Below are 23,591 nucleotides of genomic sequence, written 5' to 3' on the forward strand. Positions count from 1 at the left end.
TTCGAGCAGCTGGCACAGCCATCCGACCGTGCCCGGTGGCGTACGTCTCGGGGGGGGCAGGTCAGCCCCGGGGTGCCCCTCGAGCAGGCCGATGGAAGCGGAGGCCAGAGCATCACATAACGTGCCCTCCATGCACCAGATGTACTCGGCCGGGCCCGGCTCGGACGGCGAAGACGCAGGCAGGCGGCGGTTCCTCGCGATCGCGACGGGGGCGGCCACGGCTGCGGGGTTCGGCGCCCTGGCCGGTTGCGCGAACGACAGCGGAGACAGTGCCGGCGGATCCGGGTCGGGGCCGAAGTCCGGGGCGGCGTCGGAGTCCGCCGAACCGGGCAAGAGGCCGTCGGTCGCCGCGGCGCGGGGTCTCGACGTCAAGGCCGAGAACGCCCGCCCGGGCCATGCCGACTGGCCGGTGGAGAAGGCCGGCCCGGCGCGGGCCATCGAGGGGTTCACGGACAAGGTCAGCGTCCTGCCCGGCGAGTCCTTCGGGCTGCACGTGTCGACGACCGCACCCCGGTTCACCGTCTCCGCCTACCGGATGGGCTGGTACGGCGGGGCCCGGGCGCGGCTGGTGTGGCGCTCCGAGGCCCTGCCCGGGGTCCGGCAGCCGGAGCACACGGTGGACGCCGGGACCAGGATGGTCCGCACCCGGTGGACCCGTACCGCCACGGTCGAGACGAAGGACTGGCCGGAGGGCAGCTATCTGCTGCGGCTGGACGCGCAGGGCGGCGAGGGCCGGCGGTTCGTGCCCCTCACCGTGCGGTCCGCGGTGACCGCGGGCCGCACGGTCGTGGTCAACGCGGTGGCCACCTGGCAGGCGTACAACCGGTGGGGCGGCTACGGCAGCTACGACGGCCCCAGCGGTGGCTTCGCCTCCCGCTCGCTCGCCGTGAGCTTCGACCGGCCGTACGAGTACGACGACGGCGCGGGCCTGTTCCTGGTCTACGAGGCCCCGCTGATCGCGCTGGCCGAGCGGCTCGGCATACCCCTCGCCTACACGACCACCACCGACGTGGCCCGGGAGAAGCGGCTCCTGGAGGGGGCGGCGGCGGTGCTCTCGCTCGGGCACGACGAGTACTGGTCGCCGGAGCAGCGGGCCCACGTCACGGCCGCCCGCGACGCCGGTACCAACATCGCGGTCCTGGGTGCGAACTGCTGCTACCGCCGGATCCGGCTGGAGCCCTCCGACCTGGGGCCGGACCGCACGCTGGTCTGTTACAAGTCGTCCTACGAGCAGGACCCGGGGTTCAAGCGCGGCCAGCCCGCAACGGTGGACTTCCGCTCCGCGCCCGGCGCGGACCCGGAGAGCTCGCTGCTCGGCGTGATCTACGACGGCTATCCGGTGGACGCCCCGTACGTGGTGACCAATCCCGGACACTGGCTCTTCGAGGGCACCGGGGCGCGGGCGGGCGACCGCTTCGAGCACCTGGTGGGGGTCGAGTACGACAAGGTCGACACCGGGTTCCCGACGCCCCGGCCGATCGAGATCCTGGCCCACTCCCCCGTGGTGTGCGAGGGGCGGCCCAGCCACCAGGACACGGCCTATTACACGGTGGCGAGCGGGGCGGGGGTGTTCGCGACCGGCACGATGCGGTGGGTGGAGGCCCTGGACGCGACCGGCGACGGCCGCAGCGGACGCAACCACGGCCTGGACGCGCGCTCGGGAGCGCTGACCACCCGGGTGACGGAGAACCTCCTGCGGGTGTTCGCGGTGGGCCCGGCCGGCCGGGCCCACCCGGCACAGGACAACGTCAAGGCGGTGTACGGGAGTTAGCGATCCGAGGGGCGCGGCCGGGCAGCGGGTGGGGGCCGGGTCGACGAGGGTGGACTTCGCCCGAGCGGGGTGTTTAGGATCGTGATCACGGCATCGCGTGTCGGTCACCGACTGGGTGAGGCATGGAGGCGCTGTGACGTGCCCGTCGGAGGCATTCACTCATGTCCGTCCATCTGAACCACACGATCATCCATTCCCGTGACAACCGGGAGTCCGCCACCTTCCTGGGCCACGTTCTCGGCCTGGAGGTCGGGACCGAGTGGGGACCCTTCATCCCCGTGGACACCGCGAACGGCGTCACCCTGGACTTCGCGACCATCCCGGCCGAGTCGATCACCGTGCAGCACTACGCCTTCCTCCTCTCGGAGGTGGAGTTCGACGCGGCCTTCGAGAAGATCAAGTCGGCGGGGGTCCCGTACTTCGCCGACCCGCACGGCCGGCACCCCGGCGAGATCAACCACAACGACGGCGGCCGCGGGGTCTACTTCACGGATCCGAGCGGCCACGGGATGGAGATCATCACTCGTCCGTACGGCTACCAGGAGCCGGACGCCGAGTAACCCTCGGCCGGTTCGGGGAAACGGCGACGCCCGGCCGGGAGCGGTGCTCCCGGCCGGGCGTTCTCGACGGGCGTGCCGTCGGTGTTGCAGGGGCGGCAGGATTCGAACCTGCGGCCTTCGGTTTTGGAGACCGGCGCTCTGACCAGCTGAGCTACACCCCTTCGGTGGGACCAACCATGACACGAACGAGCCCGGAGATCCAATCAACTCCCCGCTCGACCGGGTGCGAGTCCTTCCCCGGAGTGTTTTCTGACGGTGGACCACGCGCCGATCACCATCGAACTCACCCGGGACGAGGCCCTGGTCCTGTCGGACCGGCTGGAGGGGTGCAGATGACGCACGGTGCAGATGACGCACCTCAGCCGCCCCGTGGCGGACGAGGCGGTGTGGGTCCCATCCACCGGACCGCCGGAACGCTGGATACGGCCCTCCCCGAAATCTTCGCGGCGGACTACGCGGAGCGCCTGGCGGCGGCACGCCTTCGTCTCCTCCCTTCCGACGACACCGACGACACCGACGGCGTGGGTGGCGGGACCGCGGGGTCGGGAGGATCGTGGTGAGGGGACCCGTGGAGCGGGAGGTTCCGTCATGCCCCGAAGTCGTCGCCCGGGGCGGGTGCGGGGCTCGCTCCTCGCGCTCGCGCTCCTCGCACCCGTCCTGCTGGGCACGGCCCCGGGCGGCTCGGGCGAAACGATCTCCCTCTCCGGGAAAGGGCCCGGCCAGCGGCTCGACGTCACCTTGACGCAGGTGGTGGACCCGGCGCCCCCCGCCGGGCCGGAGCCCGCCGGGAGCGACCGGCTCGTCGCGACCCGCTTCCGCCTGGAGAACACCGGGACCTCCGGCTACCAGGACTCCCCCGCGCCGGCCGCGCACCTGCTGGACTCCGCCGGGCGGCGATACACCGGCGACGACGTCCCCACCACCGCCGGGCCGGCCTTCCCCGAGACCGTCGACCTCGATCCGGGCGGCACGGCGGAGGGCTTCATCACCTTCCGGATCCCGGCGGACGCCGACCCGGCCGCGGTTCAGTTCGCCCTGAACACCGGCCTCGCCGACGACGTCGGCCAGTGGAGCCTGCCGCTCCCGTAGCGGGCTGGTTTCGGCCGCCCTCTTGACCACTCTGGTCCAGACCAATAGTTTCCGGCATGCACAGCGCACGCGCACACACCCCGCTCCCCGCATCCGCAAAGGAAGCCCATGCGCCGCAGCATGCTCGGCAGGCTCGCCGTCGCCGCCTTCTCCCTCTCCCTGCTGACCGCCTTCGCGCCCGCTGCCGCCGCGCAGGCCGACGGCGGCCACGACCGTCCGTACAAGAAGGTCGGCTACTTCACCCAATGGGGTGTCTACGGACGGGACTTCCAGGTCCAGGACCTGGAGGCGAACGGCTCCGCCGGCAAGCTCACCCACATCAACTACGCGTTCGGCAACGTCAGTGCGCAGGGCAGGTGCTTCACCGGGAACGTGCCCGGCGAGGCCGACGCCTGGGCCGACTACGTGCGCCCGCTCGACGCGGCGAACTCCGTCGACGGGGTGGCCGACACCGCGGAACAGCCGCTGGCCGGCAACTTCAACCAGCTGCGCGAGCTCAAGGCCAGGCACCCCGGCCTCAAGGTGCTGATCTCGCTGGGCGGCTGGAGCTGGTCCACGCACTTCTCGGACGCCGCGCTCACCCCGGCTTCCCGCAAGGCCTTCGTCGAGTCCTGCATCGACCTCTACATCAAGGGAAACCTGCCCCAGGACGGCGCCCGCGGCGGAGCCGGAGCGGCCGCCGGCGTGTTCGACGGGATCGACCTCGACTGGGAGTGGCCCGGTTCCGCGGGTGACACCGACACGAAGTACCGGCCCGAGGACAAGCAGAACTTCACCGCGCTCGTCAGGGAGTTCCGGACACAGCTCGACGCGTACGCGCGGAGCCAGAAGAGGAAGACCGGGTACGAGCTGACCGCTTTCGTCCCGACCGCCCCCGCCAAGATCGACGCGGGCTTCGACGTCCGCCGGATCATGCGCGACCTCGACTTCGTGACCCTGCAGGGCTACGACTTCCACGTCTCCGGCGAGCCGAGGACCGCCCAGCAGTCCGCGCTGCGCGCCCGGGGCGACTTCAGCGTCGACGGGACCGTGAACGCCTGGCTCCGGCGCGGCGCGCCCGCGGACAAGCTGGTGATGGGCATGCCGTTCTACGGCCAGGGCTGGACCGGCGTCAGCGGTGGCGGGGACGGCATGGGGCAGCCCGCCACGGGCCCGGCACCGGCCACCTGGTCGGCCGGGTACGAGGACTACAAGGCGCTGAAGAAGCTGGCCGACTCCGGCACCTACACGATCCACCGGGACCGGCGCGACGGCCACGCCTGGCTCTTCGACGGCACCACCCTGTGGACGTACGACGACCCCCAGGTGCTGCGCGCCAAGACCGGCTACATCCGCGAACACGGCCTCGGCGGTGCCATGTTCTGGTCCCTCGACGCCGACACCGCGGACGGCGGGCTGATGACGGCCGTCGACCGGGGCCTGCGCGGCCGCTGATCCGGGCCGCCCCTGACCAGCGCCGCCGGGCCGCGGAAAACCATCCGGCCCGGCGGCGCCCCTCCACGTACGCTCCCCCGCATGAGGAACTCGACGGTACGGGCGGTCAATCGGCTCACGACGCGCTGGGCCGCGGCCGCGCAGGTCCCGGACGGGAACACGGGCACCGTGTTCACCGCGGCCGGGCTATGGCCGCTGCTCGCCCTGCTCGCGGACGGCTCGGGCGGCCCGGCCCGCGCCGAACTGGAGCAGGCCCTGGGCATACCCGCCGATGCCGCGGGCCGGGCCGCCCGCGAGCTGCTGGCCGCCCTGGCCGGCGTACGGGGCCTTCGGACGGCGACCGGCCTGTGGACCGATGCCGGGCTCCCACTGGAGGGGGACTGGTCGGCGAAGCTCCCGGCCGACGCCCGGGGGACGCTGACCGGGGACCCGGACGCCGACGCCGAGGCGCTCGACGCATGGGCGTCGGACCGGACGGACGGGCTGATCGAGCGCATGCCGGTGGCCTTGGACGAGGACACCCTGATGGTCCTGGCCTCCGCGCTCGCGCTGCGGCTGCGGTGGATCCAGCCGTTCGACGAGTGGGGCGGGGAGCCGCACACCGGCCCGTGGGCCGGGCGCCGCGTGCGCATGCTGTACCGCAGCACCTCACTGCTCGACCGGGTCCGGGTGGCGCACGGCCCCACCGGTGCGGTCACCCTGCTGGAGGTCGTCGGGGCAGCGGGCGTGGACGTCCACCTCGTGCTGGGCGAGCCCGGGGAGCCGGCCGGCGGCACGCTCACCACCGGGATCGCCGCCATCACCAGGGCCCTCCCCGCCACGGCGGTGAGCCTGCTCCCCGACGGGCGCCCCGGTCCGGGACTGGCGGTCGGCACGGTGGCCGCCGACTCCCCCGAACCCCGGCTGGGCATCCAGACGGTGGCCTTCGAAGTGCGGTCGGAGCACGACCTCCTCGACCACGCCCGACTGTTCGGGCTGGAGACCGCCACCGACACGGACCGCGGCCACTTCCCCGGCGTCAGCTCCCGGCCGCTGGCCGTCGATTCGGCCCGGCAGACCGCGCTGGCCCGGTTCGATGCCGAAGGCTTCGAGGCCGCCGCCGTCACCGCCTTCGGCCTGGTGGGCTGCGCGGCGCCGGCGCGACCCAGGTACCGGGCCCGCCGGGCCGAGGTGCACTTCGACAGGCCGTTCGGGTTCCTGGCAGTCCACCGGACCTCGCGGCTGGTGCTGGCGGCCGGCTGGGTCGCCGAACCCGACGCCTATGTGCCCGAGCCCGACGCCGACGACTTCTAGCCCGCCGCCGCCCGGCCGGACCGGCGGTGGGCGACGGCCAGCGCCGCCGTCTCGCCGAAGGCGGGGACGCGCCCGGTGCCGCCGCGGCCCGACACCGAGAGGGAGGCGGCGGCCGCGCCGTGCGCCACGGCGTCCGCGAGGGCGTCCCCGAGGACGAGCCGGGCGGTGGTGGTGCCGGTGAAGCAGTCCCCCGCACCGGTCGCGTCCACCGGCTCGGGATCGACCGGCACGGGGAGGTACGCCGCCCGGGTGCCGTCGTCCAGCAACAGCCGGTCGGCGCCCGCGGTCACCGCGACCGTGCGGGCACCCAGCGCGCGGCAGCGGACGGCGGCGGCGCGCGGGTCGGCGGTACCCACCAGGGCCCGCGCATCGGCGGGGCACGAGAGCTTGAGCAGCCCGGTCAGCGGTGCGATCTCGGCCAGCAGCTGCCGGGCCTCGGCCGGTCCGGTCAGCCGGGACCGGAAGTTGGGGTCGTACGTCACGTGCCCGCCCGCCCCGTGCACCCACCGTGCCGCGGCCAGGACGGCGGCGCGGCTGCTCGGCGACAGGGCGCCGGTGATGCCGCTGGTGACGAGCGCTCCGCAGCCGGTCAGCAGGTCCCGCCAGGATGCGACGTGCCCGGGTCCCAGGGTGGATCCGGCGCTGTGGGTGCGCCAGTAGACGAACTCGCGGTCGCCGTCGGGGTCGGCGGAGAGCAGGTAGGCGCCGTTGGGGTGCGGGGCGCGGCGGACGTGGGAGACGTCCACGCCGAGTGCGGCGGCCCGGTCCAGCAGCGGGACGCTGAGCTCGTCGTCGCCGACCACGGCGAGCAGGGCGGTACGGGCGCCGGCCGCGGCCGCGGCGGCCGCCGCGTTGAGGGCGTCCCCGGAGTAGGAGATGCGGGCCGGGGTGCCGTCGGTGGCCCCGCGCAGGGCGGTGCCCGCATGGATCTCGACCAGGACCTCGCCGAGTACGAGGACGTCGTAGTGCAGGTCGGCTCCTGCGGCCACGGTCAGTGCCCCGCAGCGGTGTCGCAGGATCCGCAGCACGGCGTGGCCGCGCCGGCGAACACGGCGGCGAGTTCGTCCGGGTCGGACGGCAGGCCGTCGCCGATCCCGACGGCCGTCGCGCCGGCGGCGAGCCAGTCCGGTACCTCTGCGGGCCGGATGCCGCCGGTCGCAACGATCACCGCCCCGGGCAGGACGGCCCGGAGGGAGCGCACGAACCCGGGGCCGCCGACGTGCGCCGGGAACACCTTGGCGGCTCCGGCGGCCCGGACGGCGGCGGCGATCTCGCCGGGGGTGAACCCGCCCTCGATGAAGACGGCTTCGCGGCGCACGGCCACCGCGCGGACCGCGGGGGCGGGGTAGGGGGAGATCAGGAAGGCGGCGCTCGCGTCAAGGGCCGCCTCCGCCTGTGCGGTGGTGGTGACCGTGCCTACGCCGATCAGCGCCGGACGGCCGTGGACGTCGTTCAGCGCGGCGGTGCGGGTCACGGCGGCCGCCCAGCCGGGGGTGGAGGTGGTGAGCTCGACCGCGCGGCAGCCGGTGGCGAGCAGGTCGGTGGTGTGGCGGACGGCCTCGTCGGCATCGGCATTGCGCAGCACGGGCAGCACGCGCTGGGCCGCCAGCACCGCGTAGAGGTGCCCCGACGGGTCGCCGGACGGATCGTCCGACGGTCGGCCGGACAGGTGGTCTGACGGATGGCCAGGCATGCGGCCTGACGGGTGGCCTGACGGGTTGTCGGGCAACGGACCCTCCCCTTCACTCCCCCGCTTGTTCCACGTAGTGGAACGGCGTACTGTATCGCGGAACCATGTGGTCTAGACCCTACCCATGCGGGGAGCGCTCGTGTCAATGGATGAAGCAGCAGCGGGCGGTCGCGCGGGGCGGACCTCCGCGGCCGGTTCCGCCCTGGAGAAGTCCCTGCGCGTCCTGGAAGCGGTGGCCGCGCCGGGCGGCCCGCACCGACTCGTCGATGTGACGGCGGCGGCCGCGGTGCCCAAGTCGAGCACCTTCCGCATCCTGGCGTCGCTGATCGACCAGGGCTTCGTACGCCAGGAGGCCGACAGCAGGTACGGGGTGGGGCCGCGGCTGCGCGGATTGTCCGCCCTGGTCGACGCCGGGGAACCGGCCAGCATCGGCCGCGTCCTCGGCGAACTCCGGCGGGCCACCGGCCAAACGGTCCATCTGGCCCTGCACAGCGGGCGGACCGTCACCTACGTCCGCAAGCTGGAGAGCGAGGACCAGCCCTTCCGGACGGCCTCCCGCGTCGGCATGCGCATGCCGCTGCACACGACCGCGATCGGCAAGAGCATCCTGGCCCTGCTGCCCGCCGAGGAGGTACGGGAACTGATCGGCACGACCGGATTGCCGCGCCGGACGCCGCACACGCTCACGACCGCACGAGCCCTGCACGCCCAACTGGCGACGGTCCGCGCCCGGGGCTTCGCCGTCGACGACGAGGAGAACGAGCCCACCATCCGCTGCATCGGCGCGGCGATCCCCGGTCCGGCGGGCCGGCCGGTCGGCGGGGTCAGCGTCACCACCGTCACGTTCCTGGTCTCCCGCGAGGAGCTCGAGGCGTACGCACCGGCTCTGCGCGCGGCCGCGGAGGCCCTGGCTCCACTGCTGTGAACCCCGAGGGAGGGCCCCGGTGGAAGGCCGTGGAAACCCTTCGGGAAAATTCTTTCGGATAACTGTTATCGACGCCCCCGTCGACGGTCTCCCATGTGTCGGGCATCATCGACCGCCGGTACGGACAGGGAACATCACATGACTACTCAGCACACCGCAGCGCTCGTGGCAGCGGCTCGCGCGGGCGACCCCCGCGCGCAGGACGAGCTCGTCAGCACCCATCTCCCGCTCGTCTACAACATCGTCGGGCGGGCCCTCAACGGGTCCTGCGACGTGGACGATGTGGTGCAGGACACGATGCTGCGGGCGCTCGACGGGCTGGCCGGCCTGCGCGTGGACGAGAGCTTCCGGTCCTGGCTGGTGGCGATCGCCATGAACCGCGTGCGGGCGCACTGGCAGGCCCGGCAGAGTGGTTTCGGCGAGAGCACCCTGGAGGCCGCGAGCGACGTCGCCGACCCGGGTGCCGACTTCGTCGACCTGACCGTCACCCGCCTCCAGCTCGCCGGACAGCGGCGCGAGACGGCCCGCGCCACCCGCTGGCTGGAGCCGGAGGACCGGGCGCTGCTGTCGCTGTGGTGGCTGGAGTGCGCAGGGGAACTGACCCGGGCGGAGGTGGCGGGCGCGCTGGAGCTGACCCCGCAGCACACGGCGGTCCGGGTGCAGCGGATGAAGGCGCAGCTGGAGTCGGCCCGCGTGGTGGAGCGCGCGCTGGACACCCATCCGGCGTGCGAGGAACTGCGGACCGTCATGGCGGGCTGGGACGGGCAGCCCTCGGCGCTGTGGCGCAAGCGAATAGCCCGGCACGCCCGTGAATGCGTACGTTGTTCCGGACTGTGGAGCGGACTGGTCCCGGCGGAGGGCCTGCTGGCCGGTCTGGCCCTGGTACCGGTCTCGGCGGCCCTGCTCGCCGGGGTGAAGGCGGCGGGGGCGACCGGCTTCGCCCCCGTGAGCGTGGCTTTCGCCGAGGGTTACGACGGGGGCGTCAGCAGCGGCTTCGACGACGCGGCGACCCAGCTCACCCCGATAGCCGACGTGGGCGGCGCCGGCCGCGGCGCGCTGCGCAAGCGCCGGCAGAGCCGCCGCCGGGTGGTCGGCGGCGCGGTGCTCGCCGCCTGCGTCGCGGGCGGCGGGCTCGTGTACCTCGGGGGGCTGCCGGGTTCCGGTGACACGAAGGAGGGCGCGGCCGCGCCCGCGACCCCGCTGGCGGCGCTCGCTGCGACCGAATCCACCGCTCCGCCCTCGGAGTCGGCCTCCCCCTCCGCGTCCCCGTCGCCGTCCGCGTCGGCCTCCGCCTCGCCGAGCCCGTCCGCGAGCCCGAGCCCGACGCAGTCCAAGAGCAAGTCCCCCAGCCCGAAGGCTTCGGCGGCCAAGCCGGCGCCCGCCCCGCCGTCGGGCGTGGCCGGCCAGGTCGTGGCCCTGGTCAACAGCGAGCGGGCGGCGGCCGGCTGCGGCCCCCTCAAGGAGGACCCGCAGCTGCGGGCGGCGGCTCAGGGGCACTCCGACGACATGGCGGCCCGGGACTTCTTCGACCACACCAGCCCCGACGGCAAGGACCCGGGCGACCGGACGACCGCGGCCGGCTACCGCTGGTCGACGTACGGGGAGAACATCGCGCGGGGCCAGCAGACGGCCCAGTCGGTCATGGACTCCTGGATGAAGAGCCCGGGCCACAAGGCGAACATCCTGAACTGCTCCTTCAAGGACATCGGCGTGGGCATCCACCAGGGCTCGGGCGGCCCCTGGTGGACCCAGAACTTCGGCGCGCGGTAGGAAGCGGTACGGAGCGGTCGCCCGGCCCGGTGGGGCCGGGCCCGCCCTTCAGGGCCGCGGGCCCCGCAGCTTCTCCGGGACCGGCTGATCGAGGGAGGTCGGCCCGGTCAGCTTCCGGCGAGGGCGCGCAGCCCTTCGGCGCAGTCCGCGTGGTCCGGCGCCCAGCCCAGCTCGGCCCGGGCCCGGGCGTTGGACACGCGCATGCTGGTCGTGACCATCCGGTGGGCGTAGGGGAAGGGGCGCATCAGCCAGGTGGGCGCGCTCATCGGCTTCGGGGTGCCGAACGCCTCGGCGACCTCGCGGACGTGCGCGCCGAATCCCGTCGGGGTGTCGTCGACGATGTTGTACGCCCGCCCGGGGCGACCGCCCTCGACGGCGAGGGCCACGGCACGGCCGGCGTCCGCCAGGTCGACCCAGGGCAGTACGCGTCCGTGGTCGGTGACCGCCGGTACCTTGCGCCGGCGCAGCATCCGCGCGAGCGACTCGGTGGCTCCGGCGCCGTAGAAGAGGCCGAAGCGCAGGGCGATGCCCTCGATCCCGTCGGAGCCCAGCATCAGCTCCTCCTTGACGCGCATGCCTTCGAGGTGGCGTTCCACCGCGCGGTCGCCGGTCGGGGCGAACGGGTCGGTGTCCTCGGTGATCACGTGGTCGCCGAAGTCGCGGTAGCCGTAGCCGAAGACCATCGACTCGGCGATGACGCGGCGGGCGCCGAGCGCACGGGCGGCCTCCATGAGGTTCCTGGTGCCGGTCACCCGCAGGTCGTCGGTGGCGAACATGTCCTTGTGCCGCATCGGTGCGGTGCGCAGGGCGGTGGCCGCGTGCACGACCGTGTCGACCTCGATGCCCTTGACCGCCCGCAGCAGACCGTCGCGGTCCATCAGGTCGGCCCGTACCCCGGCCCCGGCTCCGCGGCCGAGGCCGATCACGGTGTGGCCGGCGCGGGTGAGCGCTCCGGTGATGTGGCGTCCCAGGACTCCGCTCGCCCCGGCCAGCAGTACGTTCTTGGTCTCGTTCATACCCGGAGGACCGGATGCCCCCGGCGAACGTGACGCCTCCGGGGTGCGACCCGCGTCACACCCCGGCGCGGGTCAGTGGTGGAAGCCGGACCGCGGGGCGGCCGCCGGTTCGGGCGGGGGCGAGGCCGTCAGGTGTTCCACGGCCGCGCGCAGGTCGGTGACGAGCAGGGCCATCTGATCGCGGGTCACGCCGTGCCGGACGAGGACGCGTTGGATGACCGTGTCGTCGCGGTCGGCGGGCAGCGGGTACGAGGGCACCTGCCAGCCGCGCATGCGCAGGCGGTCGGAGAGGTCGTAGAGGTTGAAGGGGGTGGTGTCCGGGTCGGCGAGTTTGTAGGAGACGGCGGGCAGGGCGCCCTGGCCGTCGTAGAGGAGGGTGAAGGGGCCCATGTCGGCGATCTGCCGGACGAGGTACTGGGCGGTGTCGGCGCAGGCCTCCTGGACCCGCCGGTAGCCGGCCCGGCCCAGGCGCAGGAACAGGTAGTACTGCGCGATGATCTCGCCGCCCGGGCGGGAGAAGTTGAGGGCGAAGGTCGGCATGTCGCCGCCGAGGTAGTCGACGTTGAAGACGAGGTCGGCGGGGAGCAGGTCCGCGGTGCGCCAGACGATCCAGCCGACCCCCAGCGGCGCGAGACCGTACTTGTGACCGGAAGTGTTGACGGAGGCGACGCGCTCCAGCCGGAAGTCCCACACCACGTCGGGGTGGAGGAAGGGCGCCACGAACCCGCCGCTCGCACCGTCCACGTGGACGGGAACGTCCCAGCCGTGCTCGGCTTGGATCCGGTCGAGTTCGGCGGCGATCTCGGCGACCGGCTCGTAGTCGCAGGTGTAGGTGACGCCGAGGATGGCGACGACGCCGATGGTGTTCTCGTCGACGTACTCGGCGAGCTGATGGGCCTGCAGGCCGGTGGCGCCGGCCTCGATCGGGACCTGTCGCAGTTCGACGTCGAAGTAGCGGGCGAACTTCTCCCAGCAGATCTGGACCGGGCCGCACACCAGGTTGGGGCGGTCGGCGGGCAGGCCCGCGGCGCGGCGGCGCTCGCGCCACCGCCATTTGAGGGCGAGGCCGCCGAGCATGGCGGCCTCGCTGGAACCGGTGGTGGAACAGCCGGCCGCGGTGGTGCCGGCGGGGGCGTTCCACAGGTCGGCCAGGATGTTGACGCAGCGGGACTCGATCTCGGCGGTCTGCGGGTACTCGTCCTTGTCGATCATGTTCTTGTCGAGGCAAACGTTCATCAGGCGGTGCACGCCCTCGTCCGACCAGGTGGTGCAGAAGGTGGCCAGGTTCTGGGCCGCGTTGCCGTCCAGGAGCAGCTCGTTTCGGAGCAGTTCGTAGACGACCTCGGTGGGTGAGTGGCCCTCGGGAATCTTGTACTTGGGGAGGATCTGGCCGCTCAGCGTGGACGCGAACACGTCCGTGTCGGCGTCCTGGGCGCGTGCGTCCTTCGTCTCGTGAAGAGCCATATCGGGACTATAGGCGCAGAAGAGATCTTTATCGGGCAGGACGGACGGGGCGCGGGCCGGAACGGGGCCCGCGCCGCAGTCGCCGGCGCAGCCCGGCCGTTCTCCACCCGGTCATGGCGGTCAGTCGCGGGCCTGGAGGCGCGCGTCCCGTGCGGAGGGTCCGCCGGTCGGCGAGGAGTTCGACAGGGGTCCCGACATCGAGGGTCCACCGGAGGTCCCGACCGCATTCACCCCGAAGTCACCCGGCACGCGCCCGGGTCGGGTCTGACGCTCTGCTTCCAGCCGACTCTGCAGTGTGACCCCGCACATAGCGCCCCCCTTGCTCAGGAGAAATTACCGTCCAGTAGGCTTCGCCCCGTAGATCTTCCCGTACAGACCCCTAAAGTCGCTCCGAACCGGAAGATCATCCAACTTGTTCTATCGGCAACTTATCGCTGCATGTCCGGATACAGGCCAACCCCTTCCCGGGCCCTGATACCTCTTCGGACCATGAAGAAGATCACTCGCCGTCAGGCCTTGGGGACGACTGCCGGTGCCCTCACCGTCCTCGGCCTGACCGCCGCTGCCGCGGGCGCCACGAACGCCGCCGCGACCCCCTCCGAGCCCACCACCCCGGGCACGGTCGACGAGGTCTACCAGGGCCGTCGCATCCAGATCACCGCCGGCGGTGGCGGCCACCACGGCGGCCACCACTCTCCCGGCCAGCCCACCGTCCGAATAGACGGTAAGGAACTGCACGTCATGCGCAACGCCGATGGCACCTGGATCAGCGTCATCAACCACTACGAGACCTTCGCCGACCCGAAGCTGCTCGCGCGCGCGGCCGTCCGCGATCTCCAGGGCGCCGCCCTCGTTCCGTTCGGAGGTGCGGCATGACCGTCCGCAAGAACCAGGCCGCGCTGACCCCCGAGGAGAAGCGCGCCTTCACCTCGGCACTGCTGGAGCTCAAGCGCAACGGCAGCTACGACCGCTTCGTCACCACCCACAACGGCTTCATCATGAGCGACACCGACTCGGGCAACCGCGTCGGCCACCGCTCCCCCTCCTTCCTGCCGTGGCACCGGCGCTTCCTCCTGGAGTTCGAGGAGGCGCTCCAGAAAGTGGACGCCAGCGTGGCGCTCCCGTACTGGGACTGGACCGTGGACCGGACCTCTCGCGCCTCCCTGTTCGCCGCCGACTTCCTCGGCGGCACCGGGCGGGCCCGCGACGGGCAGGTCATGGACGGACCGTTCGCGTACGCGACGGGCAGGTGGAACATAAACGTGCGGGTGGACGGGCGCGCCTACCTGCGCCGCGACCTCGGCGCGGCCGTCGCCCAGCTGCCGACGAAGGCCGAGGTGGACGCCGTACTCGCCATGCCGGTCTACGACATGGCGCCCTGGAACAGCTCTTCCAACGGCTTCCGCAACAACCTGGAGGGCTGGCGCGGAGCCAACCTGCACAACCGGGTGCACGTGTGGGTCGGCGGGCAGATGTCCACCGGGGTCTCCCCCAACGACCCGGTGTTCTGGATGCACCACGCCTTCATCGACAAGCTGTGGGCCGACTGGCAGGCCAAGCACCCCCAGTCCACGTACCTGCCGGGTGCGGGCACGCAGAACGTCGTCGACCTGAACGACACCATGCGGCCCTGGAACAACGTGACCCCGGCGGACATGCTGGACCACCGGAAGTTCTACACCTTCGACACCGAACCGGCGGCCGCACCCGCCGCCGCCAGCCAGCGGTAGTGCAGTTCGGGGCGGCCGACCTGACCGTACCGGGGAGTGCGGTCCGCGCGGCCGGTGTCCACCAGGTGCTCCAGGTAGCGGCGGGCGGTGATCCGGGAGATCCCGGCCGCCTCGGCCGCCCCCGCCGCGGTCAGCCCCTCGGGCGCTGACCGCAACAGTGCGGCGACCCGGTCCAGGGTCGGCGCGCTCAGCCCCTTGGGGAGCTCGGCCGGGCGGGGTGCGCGCAGCGCGGCCATCGCCCGGTCGACGTCGTCCTGGCCGGCCGCCTCGCCCGCCGTCTGGCGGAACTCGGCGTACCGCAGGAGCCGTTCGCGCAGGGTGGGGAACGCGAACGGCTTCAGGACGTACTGGACGACGCCGAGGGACACGCTCTCGCGGACCACTGCCAGGTCCCGCGCGGAGGTCACCACGATCACGTCGACGGGATGTCCGGCGGCGCGCAGCCCGCGCGCGAAGCGCAGGCCGTGTCCGTCGGGCAGGCCGAGGTCCAGGAGCAGCAGGTCGACGCGGGTCCGCTCCAGGAACCGGGTGGCCTCGGCGAGCGAGTGGACGGCGCCGACGGCGGTGAAGCCGGGCACCCGGCCGATGTAGAGCGCGTGCGCGTCGGCGGCCACCGGGTCGTCCTCGACGATCAGTACGCGCACCCCGCCCCCGCTCATCGCGGGCCTCCCGGGTCCGCAACGGGTGCGGGCGCGATCGGCAGGCGGACCGTGAACTCCGCGCCACCGCCCGGGCCCTGCGCGGCGACCACCGCGCCGCCGTAGCGCTCCGCCACCTGCCGGACCAGCGCGAGGCCGAGGCCGCGGCCCTCGCCCTTGCCGGACCAGCCCCGGCGGAACACGTCCACCCCCTGGGGCAGTCCGGGTCCGTTGTCCGCGACCCGCAGCAGCAGCTCGTCCGGCTCGGGCCGCAGCGTCACCGCGATCCGGGCCCCCGGTACGGCGGTGAGTGCGTCGACCGCGTTGTCGATGAGGTTGCCGAGCACGGTGACCAGGTCCCGGGCCGGCGGCAGCCCGCCCCCTTCGGCGAGACTGCGGCTGTCGGCGGTGACGACGAGTTCGACGCCCCGCTCGTGCGCCTGGGCGGCCTTGCCCAGCAGCAGCGCCACCAGCACCGGCTCCCCCACCGCGGTGACCACCTCGTCGGTGAGGGCCTGGGCGAGTTCCAGCTCGGCGGTGGCGAAGTCGACCGCCTCGTCCGCACGGCCGAGTTCGATGAGCGAGACCACGGTGTGCAGCCGGTTGGCCGCCTCGTGGGCCTGGGAGCGCAACGCCTGGGTGAAGCCCCGCTCGTGGTCGAGTTCGCCGGTCAGCGCCTGCAGTTCCGTGTGGTCGCGCAAGGTGACCACGGTGCCCCGGCGGCCGCCGCCCGCGACCGGCGAGCTGTTGACCACCAGCACCCGCTCCGCGGTCAGGTGCACCTCGTCCACCCGGGGCCGGTCCGCGAGCAGGGCCCCGGTGAGCGGGGCCGGCAGACCGAGGTCGGCGACCCCGGTGCCGGTGACCTCTCCCGGCAGACCCAGCAGTTCACGTCCGGCGTCGTTGATCAAGGTGATCCGGCGCTGCCCGTCGAGCATCAGCAGCCCCTCGCGGACCCCGTGCAGGGCCGCCTGGTGGTAGTCGTACATCCGGCTGAGCTCTGCCGCGTTCATGCCATGAGTGTGACGGCGCAGCCTCGCATTGACGACGTACGTGCCCACGCCGCCGAGGGCGAGCGCGCCGCCCGCGACCCAGACGAGGGCGGAGAGCTGCGCGGCGAGCCGGTCGCTGATGGCGCGGACGGTGATCCCCGCGCTGACCAAGCCGATGATCCGGTCCCCGTCTTGGAGCGGGGTGACCACGCGGATGGAGGGGCCCAGGGTGCCGGTGTACGTCTCGCTGAAGGTCTCGCCGCGCAGCGCGGGGGCGGTGTTGCCCATGAAGGGCTCGCCGATCCGGCGCGGATCCGGGTGGGTCCAGCGCCGCCCGTCGGGGGCCATGATCGTCACGAAGGCCACCCCGGAGTCCGCGCGGACCTGCTCCGCGTAGGGCTGGAGCAGGGTGGACGGGTCGCTTCCGTGCACCGCCCCCCGTACGGCCTCGCGTACGGACGGGGAGTCGGCCACCGCGCGGGCCACGGCCCCGGCCTGGCGCCGGGCGGCCTCCTCGGCCTGGCCGCGGGCCGTGGCGTACGCAAAGACGGCGCAGCCCGCGACGACCACGGCGACCAGCAGCACCTGCATGGCGAAGAGCTGGCCGGCGAGGCTGCGCGGGGGGCGGGGGAAGCGGAACATGGCGCTCAGTGTGCACCGGGTCGTGAACTCAATGAACGCAAGGGTGACCGGGGTCACAGCCCTGGGCGATGGTCTCCCCGGACGACTTCACCACCAGGAGGCATCGTGGCCGCCAGGCGCGACAGAACGCACTATCTCTACATCGCGGTGATCGGCGCGGTGCTGCTCGGCATCACCGTCGGCTTCGCCGCCCCCGGCGTGGCCGTGGAGCTCAAACCGCTGGGCACAGGCTTCGTCAACCTCATCAAGATGATGATCTCGCCCGTGATCTTCTGCACGATCGTGCTGGGCATCGGATCCGTGCGCAAGGCCGCCAAGGTGGGTGCCGTGGGCGGGCTCGCCCTCGGCTACTTCATGGTCATGTCCACGGTGGCGCTGGCCATCGGCCTGCTGGTCGGCAACCTCCTAGACCCCGGCAGCGGGCTGCACCTGACCGACGCGGCGCGCAGTGCGGGCGCGGCGCAGGCCAAGGCGGGCGGCGCCGAGAGCACACCGGAGTTCCTGCTCGGGATCATTCCGACCACGCTGGTGTCCGCCTTCACCGGGGGCGAGGTGCTGCAGACGCTGCTGGTGGCGCTGCTCTGCGGATTCGCGCTGCAGGCCATGGGCGCGGCGGGCGAGCCGGTGTTGCGGGGCATCGGGCACGTCCAGAAGATGGTCTTCCGGGTACTCGCGATGATCATGTGGGCAGCGCCGGTGGGCGCCTTCGGGGCGATCGCGGCGGTGGTCGGGGCCACCGGCATCGACGCGCTGAAGTCCCTCGCCGTCATCATGATCGGCTTCTACACGACCTGCCTGCTCTTCGTGTTCGTGGTCCTCGGCACGCTGCTCCGGGTGTGCACCGGGGTCAGCGTCTTCGCCCTGCTGCGCTACCTGGGCCGGGAGTTCCTGCTGATCCTCTCGACCTCCTCCTCGGAGTCGGCGCTGCCCAGGCTGATCGCGAAGATGGAGCACCTGGGGGTCTCCCGGCCGGTCACCGGGATCACCGTGCCGACCGGATACTCCTTCAACCTGGACGGCACGGCCATCTATCTGACGATGTCCTCGCTGTTCGTCGCCGAGGCGATGGGCAAGCCGTTGGCGCTGGGCGAGCAGATCTCGCTCCTGCTGTTCATGATCATCGCCTCGAAGGGCGCGGCCGGGGTCACCGGCGCGGGCCTGGCCACCCTCGCCGGCGGACTGCAGTCGCACCGGCCGGAACTGGTGGACGGCGTCGGCCTGATCGTGGGCATCGACCGGTTCATGAGCGAGGCCCGGGCCCTGACGAACTTCGCGGGCAACGCCGTCGCAACGGTGCTCATCGGAACGTGGACGAAGGAGCTCGACCACGCGCGCGCTCGCGAAGTCCTCGCAGGAAGGCTGCCGTTCGACGAGAGCACGCTGGTGGACGACGGGCACGGGGCACCGCAGCAGGACGCGCCTGCACCGTCCGCCGCGGCCGACGGCTCCGACGGAACCCCGAATTCCGTACCGCAGCCCTCGGCCACTCCCAAGGACGGGGTGCCGGTCTAGCCGGCGCGCCCCCACGGGCCGACCGGGCAGGGCTCGCCCCCACGGTGCCCAGCCCGGTCGGCCCGCCGCATTCTCCGCACGTGCACCCATAGTCGGCATTCGGCCACCGATAACCGAACCCCCAGGCTGTAAAAGGTACTTCCGTAACAGGCTGTGTGCATGACATCTTGCGTCCACCACTCGTTTCGTTCGACCCGGCCTGACCACCGGGTCTTCGGAGGACGCATTGATACCCCACATATCCAGCCGACCTCGACGTACCCTCGTGCTGGCCGCCACGCTCGGCGCGGCACTGGCTTTCGGGGCTCCCGCCGCGCTCGCCGGCACCGCCCCGGTCTCGCCCGGCGGCTCCTCGGCCCCCGCCCCCGCGGCGGCCCCCAAGGCTGCGGCCCCGACTTCCCAGAGTGCGACCTGGGTTGCCGGTACCCGCGCCTACCTCGTGATCACCGCCCCCGGTGACACCACGGCGGTGCGGAGCGCCGTCACCGCGAACAGCGGCACGGTGTTCCAGTACTACGACGCGATCGGCGTGATCGTCGCCCACTCCGCGTCCGGCTCCTTCGCCACCGCCATGCGCGGTGTGAGCGGCGTCCAGCAGGTCGGCGCCACCCGCACCTCGGACGTACCGGCGGACGCCTACAACCCGGCGCTGCCCGCCAACCCGACGCAGGCCACGACGCCTTCGGGCGAGCCGGTCCGCGCGGACATGACCCAGATCAAGGCCGACCAGGCCTGGGCCGTGACCACCGGTTCCGCCTCCGTCAAGGTCGGCATCCTGGACACCGGTGTGGACGACCAGCACCAGGACCTGGCCCCGAACTTCAACGCGGCGGACTCCGCGTCCTGCGCCTACGGCAAGCCGGACACCCGTACGGGCGCCTGGCGGGACGTCGGCACCCACGGCACGCACGTGGCCGGTACGGTCGCGGCCGCCAAGAACGGCAAGGGCGTCATCGGCGTGGCTCCGGGCGTGAAGATCTCCTCGGTGCGCATCGCCGAGCCGGGCTCCTCGCTCTTCTTCGCCGAGAACACCGTCTGCGGCTTCATGTGGGCCGGTGACCACGGCTTCAAGGTCACCAACAACAGCTACTACACGGACCCGTGGCAGTTCAACTGCCCGGACAACGCCGACCAGGCCGCGATCATCGAGGGCGTCAAGCGCGCCCAGGAGTACGCCGAGGGCAAGGGCTCGCTCCAGGTCGCCGCGGCCGGCAACTCCAACATCGACCTGGCCAACAAGACGACCGACACCGAGAGCCCGAACGACTCGACGCCGGTCACCCGCACCATCACCAACGCCTGCCTGGACATCCCGACCGAGCTCCCGAGCGTGGTCACGGTCTCGGCGATGGGCACCACCGCGAAGGCCTCGTACTCCAACTACGGCCTGAACGTCGTCGACGTGACGGCCCCCGGCGGCGACACCGTCGGCATCTACAGCACCCAGCCGGGCGGCAAGTACGGCACCATGAGCGGTACGTCGATGGCGTCCCCGCACGTCGCCGGTGTGGCGGCCCTGCTGGCCAGCACCAACCCGGGCATCACCCCGGCGCAGCTGCGCGACAAGCTGGCCACCCAGGCGGGCGATGTCGCCTGCCCGTCGGACAGCCGCTGCAAGGGCACCACGGCGAAGAACGGCTTCTTCGGCGAGGGCCAGGTCGACGCGCTGAAGGCCGTCGGCAGCACCCCGCCGCCCGGCAAGTACTTCGAGAACACCGGTGACGTCGCCATCGGCGACAACACCACGGTGGAGAGCCCGATCACCGTCAGCGGTGTCACCGGCAACGCCCCGGCCACCCTCAAGGTGGGCGTGAACATCGTGCACACCTACATCGGTGACCTCAAGGTCGACCTGGTCGCGCCGGACGGCACCGTCTACACCGTGCACAACCGCGCGGGCGGCAGCACCGACAACATCAACCAGGTCTTCACCGTGAACGCCTCCTCCGAGGTCGCGAACGGCACCTGGAAGCTGCGGGTCAACGACAACGCCGGCGGCGACACCGGCAAGGTCGACTCCTGGAACCTGACCTTCTAGGAGGTCCTCCGGACGTTCTGCTAGCGCTGGAGCACGTCGGCGAGCCAGTCGAAGACGACGTCGCAGTGTTGCTGCGGGGCCATCGGGGAGCAGTGCAACTGCGCCCCGGTGGCCTCCGTCAGTTTCACGTACTCGCGGCGCGTGCGGAGCAGGTCGTACATCTGCTGCGGCTGGCCGGGGTAGAACAGCTCGAAGTCGTAGTCCAGGACGAGCGTCGGGGCCTTGATCCTCCCGACCACCTTGGTGACGTCGAGGCCCATGGCCACCTGCGCCGGGGTCCAGACGTCCGTGAGCACGATGCCCTCGCGGGCCTGGCGCAGGGCCTGCCGGTCGAAGATCTCGAAGCGCTTCTTGACGGTGAAGGCGAGCTCCGGCGTCAGCTGCGGAACGACCTCCTCGTTCCAGACCCGGTTGGTCTCCTCCTTGTCGGGGGTGACGATGGCGCGCAGCTCCGCGTCGAATCCCAGCCAGGGGCTGACGCAGCCGGGCTGACAGGCGACGGCGGCGAGCCGGCGCTCGAAGGCGGCGGCGCGGGCGACCAGGTTGCCGCCCATGCTGAGGCCGGTGAGCGCGATCCGGCCGCTGTCCACGTCCTTGCGGCGCTCCAACCAGTCGATGAGCGGGCCGACCACCTTCTCCCAGCGGGTGGTGAAGGGGATCTCCTCCACGAACAGCAGCTGCCCCTGGCCCGGTCCGTCGTAGACGAGGGCGTTCCAGCCCCGGCCGAGGGCGGCGGCCACGCCGTAGGTCCACATGTCCAGGTTCTGGCCGTCGCTGCCGTTGGTGAGGATCACGGTGGGGCGCGGCTCGGCGGGACCGTCCGGACGGAAGAACCAGACCGGCAGGTGGGTCTTGCCGTACGGGACCTTCGCGCGGACGGCGGCCGGTGAGCAGAGCCCCGCGAAGGTGTCCCAGGCTCCCCGCCCGGCCAGGTAGACCGCCTCCTCGTCACCGGGGTGATCGGTGCCGAGCACGTAGAACAGTGCCTGGGCGTAGTACTGGGCGGCGCGCAGGGACCGGAAGCGGCGGGTCTGCGAGGGGGCGCCGTGGCCGTGCCGGCCGGCGGCCGGGGGCGCGGCGAGCCGGTCCCCCCAGGCGCGGAAGGTGTCGCTGAACGTCTGCTCGGACAGGCCCGCCGCGTTGATGGCATTGACCGCGGTCAGCACTTCGCCCACCTCGGAGGCGCGCATGCCGGCGGCGCCGAGTGCCAGCAGGCCCGCGAAGTTGAAGCCGGGATCGTCGAAGAGCTTCATCGCTCCGGGTGTGGGATCCACGGCCCGGGCGGTCGGCTCGGGCGCGGCGGCCGCGGTGCGGGCCCCGCCCCCGACGGCGAGCGCCCCGGCGCCCGCGGCGAGCCCGGTCAGAGCCGCGCGGCGGGTGAGTGCGGAGGGCTGGTACGGCGTACGAGCGGTCATGCAGCGGACCGTACGCCGGGCCCGTGGCGGGCCCGGGCGCGGCGCGCCCTCCCTTGCTCCGAACGGCCGCGCGCGTCGACCGGGGCCGTCAGGCCGTGCGCCGCCCGGCCCGCAGCACGCAGTCGCCGCAGAGCCCGCCTCCGGGGACCTGGTAGTAGAGGCAGCAGCTGCGCCGTACGAACGCCACCCCGAGCCCCTCCTCGTGGATGAAGGTGCCGGTGCCCGCCAGTGCTCCGCCATCGGCCAGCAGGGCGCCCGCCAGCTCCACGGCCGCACCGCCCGGCACCCGGTCGATCAGCACGCGCAGCGCCCCGACGAGCCCGGACGCCGCGTTCCCCCGCAGGACCTTCGGCGAGACCCCGAAGCACTCGCGCAGTCCCTCGTCGAGCACGGCCAGGTTCCCCAGGACGTTCTCCCCGAGCGCCTCGGCCGGCAGGCCGGGGCCGGGCTCGGGCAGCCACAGCTGGAGCGATCCCGCGTCCGGCAGCCGCCACCACACCCGGTCGGCTGCCAGGTCCGGCACCCGGCCCGCCAGTGCCGCGCAGCCGAGCCCCAGTGACCAGAGCCGGGAGACGATCCCGAACTGTGCGGTCGAGGCGGCCACCCGGCCCGGTCCGGTGCCGATCCGCCGGCCGACCTCGGCCACGTACGGCCCGAGCTGCTCCCCGTACAGCGCCGTGAGCGGCCGGAAGCCGGGGCCGGGCGGTTCCTTCCCGGAGGGGATCGTGAAGAAGGGTCCTACGGCGGCCAGTCGCCGCAGTACGTCGTCCATACCCGAAATGATCTCAGCGGGGCGGGACCGGGGTCAGGCCGGGTCCGGGGTCGCTCCTTCGAGGACCTCCAGGTAGTGCGGGTTGCGCATGATGCCGAGCACGTTGCCGAAGGGGTCGGTGACGGCCGCCGTGACGAAGCCGGCGTCGCCGTGCGCGGTTACCGGCTGGTACTCCGTCGCTCCCAGGTCCATGAGCCGCCCGCGGACCGCGGGAAGATCGTCGACGACCCAGTACGCCACCGCGCCGCCCGGGTCCTTCGCCGCGCCCGGCGGGGCGTAGCGGCGGTCGACGATGCCCAGCTCGTGCTGGTAGTCGCCGATGCGGAACTCGGCGTATCCGGGCCGCTCGAAGTACGGGGCGGTCCCGAGGAGCTCGGTGTACCAGGCCTTCGCGGCCTCCAGGTCGTCGGCCCAGAAGTTGATCGTCGCAAACCCTCGCAGCATGAACGCCCTCCTCGACGGATGAAGCACCCCGATCCGACTCTACGGCGGCTCCGCGGGGGCCGTACCGGACCCGGGTGGCGCAGTGGTGCCTCCCCCGTGATCCGACCGCTCATGGACACACCACCGACGACCATGCGTTCGATGGCCGGGCGGGTCGGCGGAACGACGACCCGGTCCGCGGGAGCCCCGAGCGGAGCCCTGCCCGGGGCCGGTCGACTCTCTCTGCATCACCGCAGGTCAGACATGATTGAACGGCAATCGGCGGCCGCCGGGACGGCCGTCTGGGGGGCCCACGCCGTGCGGTGGGAGGGATGTCCGTCGATCATGATTACGGGCCCTCCGGGGCACAGACCCAAGTCCCCGGAAATCAGTGTCACGCCATTGCCAAATTGGGGG

20 protein-coding genes and 1 tRNA gene are annotated in these 23,591 nt (G+C 72.6%); 11 read left to right on the forward strand and 10 right to left on the reverse strand.

Going from position 1 to position 23,591, the window contains the following annotated elements:
• The first annotated feature begins 130 nt into the window (after positions 1–130).
• Positions 131–1,771 (forward strand): N,N-dimethylformamidase beta subunit family domain-containing protein, encoded by a 1,641-nt coding sequence (locus OG207_RS02450; protein WP_329095426.1) that lies wholly within the window; start codon positions 131–133, stop codon positions 1,769–1,771.
• A gap of 161 nt (positions 1,772–1,932) precedes the next feature.
• On the forward strand, positions 1,933–2,331 hold the full coding sequence (locus OG207_RS02455) for a VOC family protein (RefSeq protein WP_329095427.1): 399 nt from the start codon (positions 1,933–1,935) through the stop codon (positions 2,329–2,331).
• 87 nt (positions 2,332–2,418) lie between these two features.
• Here the strand turns inward: OG207_RS02455 and OG207_RS02460 are convergent.
• A tRNA-Trp gene (locus OG207_RS02460) sits at positions 2,419–2,492 on the reverse strand.
• 427 nt (positions 2,493–2,919) lie between these two features.
• Between OG207_RS02460 and OG207_RS02465 the strand changes: the two genes are divergently transcribed.
• The 3 genes from OG207_RS02465 to OG207_RS02475 all read left to right on the forward strand — a co-directional run bounded on the left by OG207_RS02465 (position 2,920) and on the right by OG207_RS02475 (position 6,147).
• Complete coding sequence (locus OG207_RS02465; RefSeq protein ID WP_329095429.1) at positions 2,920–3,420, forward strand: hypothetical protein; 501 nt, start codon at positions 2,920–2,922, stop codon at positions 3,418–3,420.
• Between the two features lie 108 nt (positions 3,421–3,528).
• Positions 3,529–4,854 (forward strand): glycoside hydrolase family 18 protein, encoded by a 1,326-nt coding sequence (locus tag OG207_RS02470; RefSeq protein WP_329095430.1) that lies wholly within the window; start codon positions 3,529–3,531, stop codon positions 4,852–4,854.
• 81 nt (positions 4,855–4,935) lie between these two features.
• Positions 4,936–6,147: a serpin family protein gene (locus OG207_RS02475; protein ID WP_329095432.1), complete on the forward strand. Its 1,212-nt coding sequence runs from the start codon at positions 4,936–4,938 to the stop codon at positions 6,145–6,147.
• Here the strand turns inward: OG207_RS02475 and OG207_RS02480 are convergent.
• On the reverse strand, positions 6,144–7,136 hold the full coding sequence (locus OG207_RS02480) for a PfkB family carbohydrate kinase (RefSeq protein ID WP_329095433.1): 993 nt from the start codon (positions 7,134–7,136) through the stop codon (positions 6,144–6,146). The two genes, OG207_RS02475 and OG207_RS02480, sit on opposite strands and share 4 nt — an antisense overlap.
• Positions 7,137–7,138: 2 nt before the next feature.
• Complete coding sequence (locus tag OG207_RS02485) at positions 7,139–7,840, reverse strand: bifunctional 4-hydroxy-2-oxoglutarate aldolase/2-dehydro-3-deoxy-phosphogluconate aldolase (protein WP_329095434.1); 702 nt, start codon at positions 7,838–7,840, stop codon at positions 7,139–7,141.
• A gap of 142 nt (positions 7,841–7,982) precedes the next feature.
• Between OG207_RS02485 and OG207_RS02490 the strand changes: the two genes are divergently transcribed.
• Together OG207_RS02490 and OG207_RS02495 are read left to right on the forward strand one after the other, a co-directional pair.
• Positions 7,983–8,762 carry an IclR family transcriptional regulator gene (locus OG207_RS02490; protein WP_329095435.1) on the forward strand — a complete coding sequence of 260 codons (780 nt, stop codon included), beginning with the start codon at positions 7,983–7,985 and terminating at the stop codon, positions 8,760–8,762.
• Positions 8,763–8,900: 138 nt separating this feature from the next.
• On the forward strand, positions 8,901–10,532 hold the full coding sequence (locus OG207_RS02495) for a sigma-70 family RNA polymerase sigma factor (RefSeq protein ID WP_329095437.1): 1,632 nt from the start codon (positions 8,901–8,903) through the stop codon (positions 10,530–10,532).
• Positions 10,533–10,639: 107 nt separating this feature from the next.
• Here OG207_RS02495 and OG207_RS02500 read toward each other — a convergent pair whose 3' ends face one another.
• Both OG207_RS02500 and OG207_RS02505 read right to left on the reverse strand, forming a co-directional pair.
• Positions 10,640–11,548, reverse strand: a complete 909-nt coding sequence (locus OG207_RS02500; RefSeq protein WP_329095438.1) for an NAD-dependent epimerase/dehydratase family protein — start codon at positions 11,546–11,548, stop codon at positions 10,640–10,642.
• A 72-nt stretch (positions 11,549–11,620) separates the two neighbouring features.
• Positions 11,621–13,012 (reverse strand): glutamate decarboxylase, encoded by a 1,392-nt coding sequence (locus OG207_RS02505; protein ID WP_329095439.1) that lies wholly within the window; start codon positions 13,010–13,012, stop codon positions 11,621–11,623.
• 489 nt (positions 13,013–13,501) lie between these two features.
• Here OG207_RS02505 and melC1 point away from each other — a divergent pair, with 489 nt between their 5' ends.
• On the forward strand, positions 13,502–13,888 hold the full coding sequence (melC1, locus tag OG207_RS02510; protein ID WP_329095440.1) for an apotyrosinase chaperone MelC1: 387 nt from the start codon (positions 13,502–13,504) through the stop codon (positions 13,886–13,888).
• The gene (gene melC2 / locus OG207_RS02515) at positions 13,885–14,742 is read left to right on the forward strand and encodes a tyrosinase MelC2 (protein WP_329095442.1); all 858 of its coding nucleotides are present in this window, start codon (positions 13,885–13,887) and stop codon (positions 14,740–14,742) included. Before melC1 ends, melC2 begins: the two co-directional genes overlap by 4 nt.
• On the opposite strand, the gene OG207_RS02520 is transcribed toward melC2, so the two are convergent.
• Both OG207_RS02520 and OG207_RS02525 read right to left on the reverse strand, forming a co-directional pair.
• The gene (locus tag OG207_RS02520; protein ID WP_329095443.1) at positions 14,688–15,401 is read right to left on the reverse strand and encodes a response regulator; all 714 of its coding nucleotides are present in this window, start codon (positions 15,399–15,401) and stop codon (positions 14,688–14,690) included. The genes melC2 and OG207_RS02520 overlap by 55 nt on opposite strands.
• A complete protein-coding gene (locus tag OG207_RS02525) occupies positions 15,398–17,014 on the reverse strand; it encodes a sensor histidine kinase (protein WP_329095444.1) in 1,617 nt (538 codons plus the stop codon). Before OG207_RS02525 ends, OG207_RS02520 begins: the two co-directional genes overlap by 4 nt.
• Before the next feature lie 105 nt (positions 17,015–17,119).
• Here OG207_RS02525 and OG207_RS02530 point away from each other — a divergent pair, with 105 nt between their 5' ends.
• Together OG207_RS02530 and OG207_RS02535 are read left to right on the forward strand one after the other, a co-directional pair.
• Positions 17,120–18,526 (forward strand): cation:dicarboxylate symporter family transporter, encoded by a 1,407-nt coding sequence (locus OG207_RS02530; RefSeq protein WP_329095446.1) that lies wholly within the window; start codon positions 17,120–17,122, stop codon positions 18,524–18,526.
• Between the two features lie 265 nt (positions 18,527–18,791).
• Positions 18,792–20,564 (forward strand): S8 family peptidase, encoded by a 1,773-nt coding sequence (locus OG207_RS02535; RefSeq protein WP_329095448.1) that lies wholly within the window; start codon positions 18,792–18,794, stop codon positions 20,562–20,564.
• Between the two features lie 20 nt (positions 20,565–20,584).
• On the opposite strand, the gene OG207_RS02540 is transcribed toward OG207_RS02535, so the two are convergent.
• The 3 genes from OG207_RS02540 to OG207_RS02550 form a co-directional block, all read right to left on the reverse strand.
• Positions 20,585–21,979 carry an alpha/beta hydrolase family protein gene (locus OG207_RS02540; protein ID WP_329095449.1) on the reverse strand — a complete coding sequence of 465 codons (1,395 nt, stop codon included), beginning with the start codon at positions 21,977–21,979 and terminating at the stop codon, positions 20,585–20,587.
• A gap of 88 nt (positions 21,980–22,067) precedes the next feature.
• Positions 22,068–22,751, reverse strand: coding sequence for a (2Fe-2S)-binding protein (locus OG207_RS02545; RefSeq protein WP_329095450.1), 684 nt, complete (start codon positions 22,749–22,751; stop codon positions 22,068–22,070).
• Between the two features lie 33 nt (positions 22,752–22,784).
• A complete protein-coding gene (locus tag OG207_RS02550; protein ID WP_329095451.1) occupies positions 22,785–23,195 on the reverse strand; it encodes a VOC family protein in 411 nt (136 codons plus the stop codon).
• Positions 23,196–23,591: the final 396 nt, after the last annotated feature.

This window comes from Streptomyces sp. NBC_01439, assembly GCF_036227605.1.
Classification (GTDB): Bacteria; Actinomycetota; Actinomycetes; order Streptomycetales; family Streptomycetaceae; genus Streptomyces.